The organism is Shewanella sp. POL2, assembly GCF_000282755.1.
GTDB lineage: Bacteria > Pseudomonadota > Gammaproteobacteria > Enterobacterales > Shewanellaceae > Shewanella > Shewanella xiamenensis.
The window spans coordinates 1-5,052 of sequence record NZ_AKZL01000149.1 but is presented as its reverse complement, the minus strand read 5'-3'; the positions used below and the strand labels follow the sequence as shown (position 1 = coordinate 5,052).

Below are 5,052 nucleotides of genomic sequence, written 5' to 3'. Positions count from 1 at the left end.
AAGCTTAAGAATTGGCGGGCATAGGCAGAAAGAGACTCAACGTAACGTCGTTGGCCTTCGGCATATAAAGTATCAAATGCTAGGGAAGATTTGCCTGATCCCGATAACCCTGTGATAACGATTAACTTATCCCTTGGGATAGTCAGGTTGATATTTTTGAGATTGTGGGTTCGTGCACCGCGTATTTCAATCTTATCCATCTATCGCTCAAGTCTTATGCTTAAAAAAATGAGCCTAAGTATCGCACAGTTCGGCGGCTGAGTTTAGTCGATTCTGTGATCTCTATTCTGGGTTGGCGGTAAGCCAATGCTTGGCCGTGGGCGATATAATCGTGATGAACCTAGCGAATTAACTAAGATTAATCCAAGTATGAGGGCAAGCCTAAGCTTATCTCTGTAAGTATCAAGTTAACTATTTGTAGCGAATCGACTTTTAGATAAGCCTTTAAAATAAAGACCTAAGGCCGTAACTGTGCCTTTTAAACGGCGTCGCGATGGGGCTGGACAACCCGTTAACTACGAGTGCTTAGGACGGTTTTTCCTTTTGAGCAAATGCTTTGTGGTGTGCTAACATGCGCCCCCTAAAAGACTTCAATCCAAGGCAAAATCATGGGTAACAACGGACTTTCAGGAACCGAGACAAGAGTCGCGTTTTCTTTAGCCAGTGTATTTGGTTTACGCATGATGGGCTTGTTTATGATCATGCCCGTCTTTGCACTTTATGGTCGGCATTTAGAAGGTTTTTCACCCCTTTGGGTGGGCATTGCCATCGGTGCTTATGGCTTAACTCAGGCCATTTTACAGATCCCTATGGGGATTTTATCAGACAAATATGGCCGTAAACCTGTCATTCTTGCAGGCTTAGTGGTGTTTGCCATCGGCAGTTTAATTGCCGCCAATGCTGAGACTATCTATGGCGTGGTGTTTGGCCGTGCTGTACAAGGAATGGGCGCGATTGCGGCCGCTGTGCTGGCGCTCGCGGCCGACTTAACACGGGATGAGCAACGTACCAAGGTTATGGCGATTATTGGTATGTGTATCGGTGGCTCGTTTGCACTGTCGTTACTGGTTGGCCCGATTGTGGCGCAGCATTTAGGCTTATCAGGGTTATTCTTTTTAACTGCTGGGCTTGCGGTGTTAGGCATGTTGATTGTGCAGTTATTGGTGCCCAATCCCATTTCCCACGCACCTAAGGGCGATACCTTAGCGGCGCCCGCGAAGCTTAAGCGCATGTTGACCGATCCGCAGCTGTTTAGGCTCGATGCGGGGATCTTTATTCTGCACTTAGTGTTAACCGCCGTGTTTGTCGCCTTGCCACTCGACTTAGTCGATGCGGGCCTGGTGAAAGAAAAACATTGGATGCTGTATTTCCCTGCTTTTGTGGGCGCATTCTTCTTGATGGTGCCGTTAATCATCATCGGGGTGAAGCGCAAGAATACTAAGGCGATGTTCCAAATTGCTTTAGTGATCATGATGTTTGCCCTTGCCGCCATGGCGATTTTTGCCAGCAACCTCTGGGTATTGAGCGTGGCCGTGCTGCTGTTTTTTACTGGCTTTAACTACCTTGAGGCGTCGCTGCCGAGTTTGATTGCGAAATTCTGCCCCGTGGGTGAAAAAGGCTCGGCGATGGGTGTTTATTCGACCAGCCAATTCTTCGGGGCCTTTTGTGGCGGTATGCTCGGTGGTGGTGCGTACCAATTAGTCGGTGCCGTGGGCGTGTTTATTGTGGCGCTGGTATTGATGGGCATTTGGTTATTGCTCACCTTAGGAATGGAAAATCCTGTACTGCTTAAGAGTTACACCTTAGAGGCTGCCGTTAAAGACAAAACCCAAGCCCGTGATATGGCGGCGCAACTGTCACAATTAATGGGTGTGGTTGAAGCGATTGTGGTGCTAGACGAGAAAGTCGCTTATCTCAAAGTTGACGAGCATTTCGATTTAAGAGAAGCCCGAGCTGTGTTAGGCTCTGCTCAATAATATGTGTTATTGCCGCGAATACTTAGGGATGCGGATTTTCCCTTGCGGCAACAATTATAAACAACATACTGAATTAACAGATTATTTAAAGAATCGCAGGAGATTTCAATGGCCAGTCGTGGTGTTAACAAGGTAATTTTGGTTGGCAATTTGGGACAAGATCCAGAAGTGCGTTATATGCCAAACGGTAACGCAGTCGCAAACATCACCGTTGCGACCAGCGAATCGTGGAAAGACCAACAAGGTCAACAGCAAGAACGTACTGAATGGCACCGTGTGGTTCTGTTTGGCAAGTTGGCTGAAATTACGGGTGAGTACCTGCGTAAAGGTTCACAGGTTTACCTCGAAGGTAAATTGCAAACGCGTAAGTGGAAAGACCAAAGCGGTCAAGATCGTTACAGTACTGAAGTGGTTATCGACCAAAGCGGTAGCATGCAAATGTTAGGCGGCCGCAATCAAGGCCAAAGTCAAGGTCAAGGCCAAGGTGCCCCAATGGGTGGTATGCCACAAAACGGCGGTTACCAATCAGCCCCACAACAAGCTGCTCCTGCGCAAAATCAATACGCGCCAGCACCGCAAGCGGCTCCGGCTTACCAAGCACCAGCGCCACAACCTCAATCTGGCTACAATCAGCAGCCAGCTCAGCAAAGCTATGGTCAGCAACAGGCGCAGCCTCACGCTCAGCCACAGCAGGGCGGTTATGCGCCTAAGCCTGCAGCTCCTGCGTATCAAGCGCCAGCTGCTCCTGCGCAGCGTCCAGCGCCACAGCCACAACAAAACTTCACTCCAGATTTGGATGATGGTTGGGACGACGATATCCCGTTCTAATTTTCCAACTTTTACAGTGGAAACATAGTTTTTTAAAAGCCCAGCAATATTTTGCAGGGCTTTTTTTTTATATGTGGCTTATCTTTCCTTTGAATAATTTTATTTGCTTAATTGTTAACAGTTGTTGCGGTTTAGGGTAGATTGTTTTGAGTCCGCTAAAGGGCTTGAACTTTTGAAAATAAATTAACGTTATGACGACTACTAAAAGAAAGGAATTCTTCCATGGAAGATGTAATAAGTCAGGAAAATAATCCATTAAAGAGCGATGAAAAACAAATAACAGTAGATAGCAATATTCACAGAGTACCACTGTTTCATGTTTCACTTGCTAAATTTTTTATTATGTTTTTTGCTACCTTTGGTCTATATCAAATATACTGGTTTTATAAGCAATGGCAGGCATTAAAAGAGTATTATGATTTAGATGCATGGCCAATTGCTCGATGCATTTTTACGGTATTTTTTACACACTCTTTGTTTGTTTATGTTAATGAATATATTAAAGAAGATAATAGAAGTTATCGTTGGAATCATTCTGCTTTGGCGACAGTTTACGTTTTACTTGTCGTAGTCTCTAGTGTTCTCAATCAAATTGAGACTTTACCGACATCTTTGATTTTAATTTCTATTGTTATACCTTTAGCCGTTTTGTATCCATTGTATGAAGCTCAAAAAGCAATTAACTTTGCGCTTGAACCTTTAGACTACGAGGATAATTCAAGTTTAACTTGGTTGAATTGGGTTTGGATTGTTCTTTTTGGTTTTTATTGGGCTATGGTTATCTATGCATTAACTGTGTTAATCAGACTAGCTTAATTTAGAATAGAACAGGCTTTAATTAAGCCTGTTCTGAATTAACAATATGCGATAGAGGAATATCTTTTTATAAAGTTAACAACGAGTTTTCCCTCATATACTTTCAATTTCTAATGTCGTTTTCTCTATTAATGCATGTTTTTTGATATTTTAAGTACGCTGTAAGGTATTGATTTTGTGACTTAAAGCGTTTTTGTGGTTATAGTAAAAAGTCAATTTATCAGTATTGAGGTAAGCATTTTCTCCGGTTAATGAATCGAATGTTGGAGAGAAAGTGAATTTTTATGAGCAATTTCAAGAAAATCCAGTTTAAACGCCTATGGCTATGGCTATGGCTATGGCTGTTCCTTATCACCATGGCTTTACCATTAAGTGCGGTTGAAGCGCCTCTGTGGCCTGAGTCGGCCAACCTGCCCTTAAGCGAACGAGTGCACAGTGGCACGCTTGCTAATGGGATGCACTACCTGTTAGTGAACAACAAAACCCCAGAGCAAGCCGTGATTGTCCGTATGCGGGTGGATGTGGGCTCGGTGATGGAAACGGATGCCGAGCAGGGTCTGGTGCATTTTTTAGAGCATATGGCGTTTAATGGATCTACGGGACTCGCGGCGGGGGAGATGATCCCTACCTTACAACGCATAGGTTTAAGTTTTGGGGCTGATACCAATGCGGTGACTGAATTTCAGCAAACGGTTTATCAGTTTAATTTACCGAGCAATAGCCAAGATAAAGTTGATACCGCCTTGTTTTTAATGCGCGAAATCGCCAGTAATCTGTTGCTTGACCCCGCGCTAATCGAGCGCGAAAAAGCGGTGGTCTTGTCTGAACTGCGTGAACGCAGTAGTGCCGATTTAGAAAACTATCGCCACCAGTTAGCCTTTTTAATGCCGCAAACCTTGCTGTCGCAGCGCTTTCCCGTAGGGGAAGCTACAAGCATTCAAAATGCAAATCGTGAAACGTTATTGTCCCTTTATCAGCGTTTTTATACGCCATCTCGCACCACCTTAATCGTGGTGGGTGATATCGATGTCGGTCGTATCGAGCAAAAGATTAAGCAGCAATTTATCGACTGGAAAGCCGCGCCGCAGGCTGCTGGGGTTAAGGCACAATCCATCGGTGTGGTACAGGCTAAAACCGCTGTTGAGGCGGCGGCATTTTTTGATCCAAGCCTGCAAACCTCGGTTTCGTTAGGCATGTTAACACCTCAAACACCGCAACCAGATACGCCTGCAATGCGTGAGCAGGAGATGTTATTAGATATTGCCCACGGCATTTTGTATCGTCGTTTAGAGTCACAACTGCTACATAGCCAAGGTTTTGTATGGCGTAAGTTTACAAATCGGGCCGCAATATGATATTGCCTACGGCACGCAAATGACGCTGGGAACGCAGGAAAACAACTGGCAGCAAGGGCTTGCGTTGTTGGAACAAA

At 44.9% G+C, this 5,052-nt stretch carries 4 protein-coding genes and 1 pseudogene; 4 read left to right on the top strand and 1 reads right to left on the bottom strand.

Features of this window, described 5'->3' with window-relative positions:
- A partial coding sequence (locus SHEWPOL2_RS22590; RefSeq protein WP_157173884.1) for an ATP-binding cassette domain-containing protein occupies window positions 1-200 on the bottom strand: 200 nt, incomplete at its 3' end.
- A 408-nt stretch (window positions 201-608) separates the two neighbouring features.
- Between SHEWPOL2_RS22590 and SHEWPOL2_RS21350 the strand changes: the two genes are divergently transcribed.
- The 4 genes and pseudogenes from SHEWPOL2_RS21350 to SHEWPOL2_RS21335 all read left to right on the top strand — a co-directional run.
- Window positions 609-1,976, top strand: coding sequence for an MFS transporter (locus SHEWPOL2_RS21350; RefSeq protein ID WP_037431506.1), 1,368 nt, complete (start codon window positions 609-611; stop codon window positions 1,974-1,976).
- 108 nt (window positions 1,977-2,084) lie between these two features.
- Window positions 2,085-2,804 carry a single-stranded DNA-binding protein gene (gene ssb, locus SHEWPOL2_RS21345; RefSeq protein ID WP_037431503.1) on the top strand — a complete coding sequence of 240 codons (720 nt, stop codon included), beginning with the start codon at window positions 2,085-2,087 and terminating at the stop codon, window positions 2,802-2,804.
- Between the two features lie 222 nt (window positions 2,805-3,026).
- Window positions 3,027-3,620: a hypothetical protein gene (locus tag SHEWPOL2_RS21340; protein ID WP_037431501.1), complete on the top strand. Its 594-nt coding sequence runs from the start codon at window positions 3,027-3,029 to the stop codon at window positions 3,618-3,620.
- A gap of 284 nt (window positions 3,621-3,904) precedes the next feature.
- A pseudogene (locus tag SHEWPOL2_RS21335) lies at window positions 3,905-5,052 on the top strand (insulinase family protein); the annotation flags it as partial.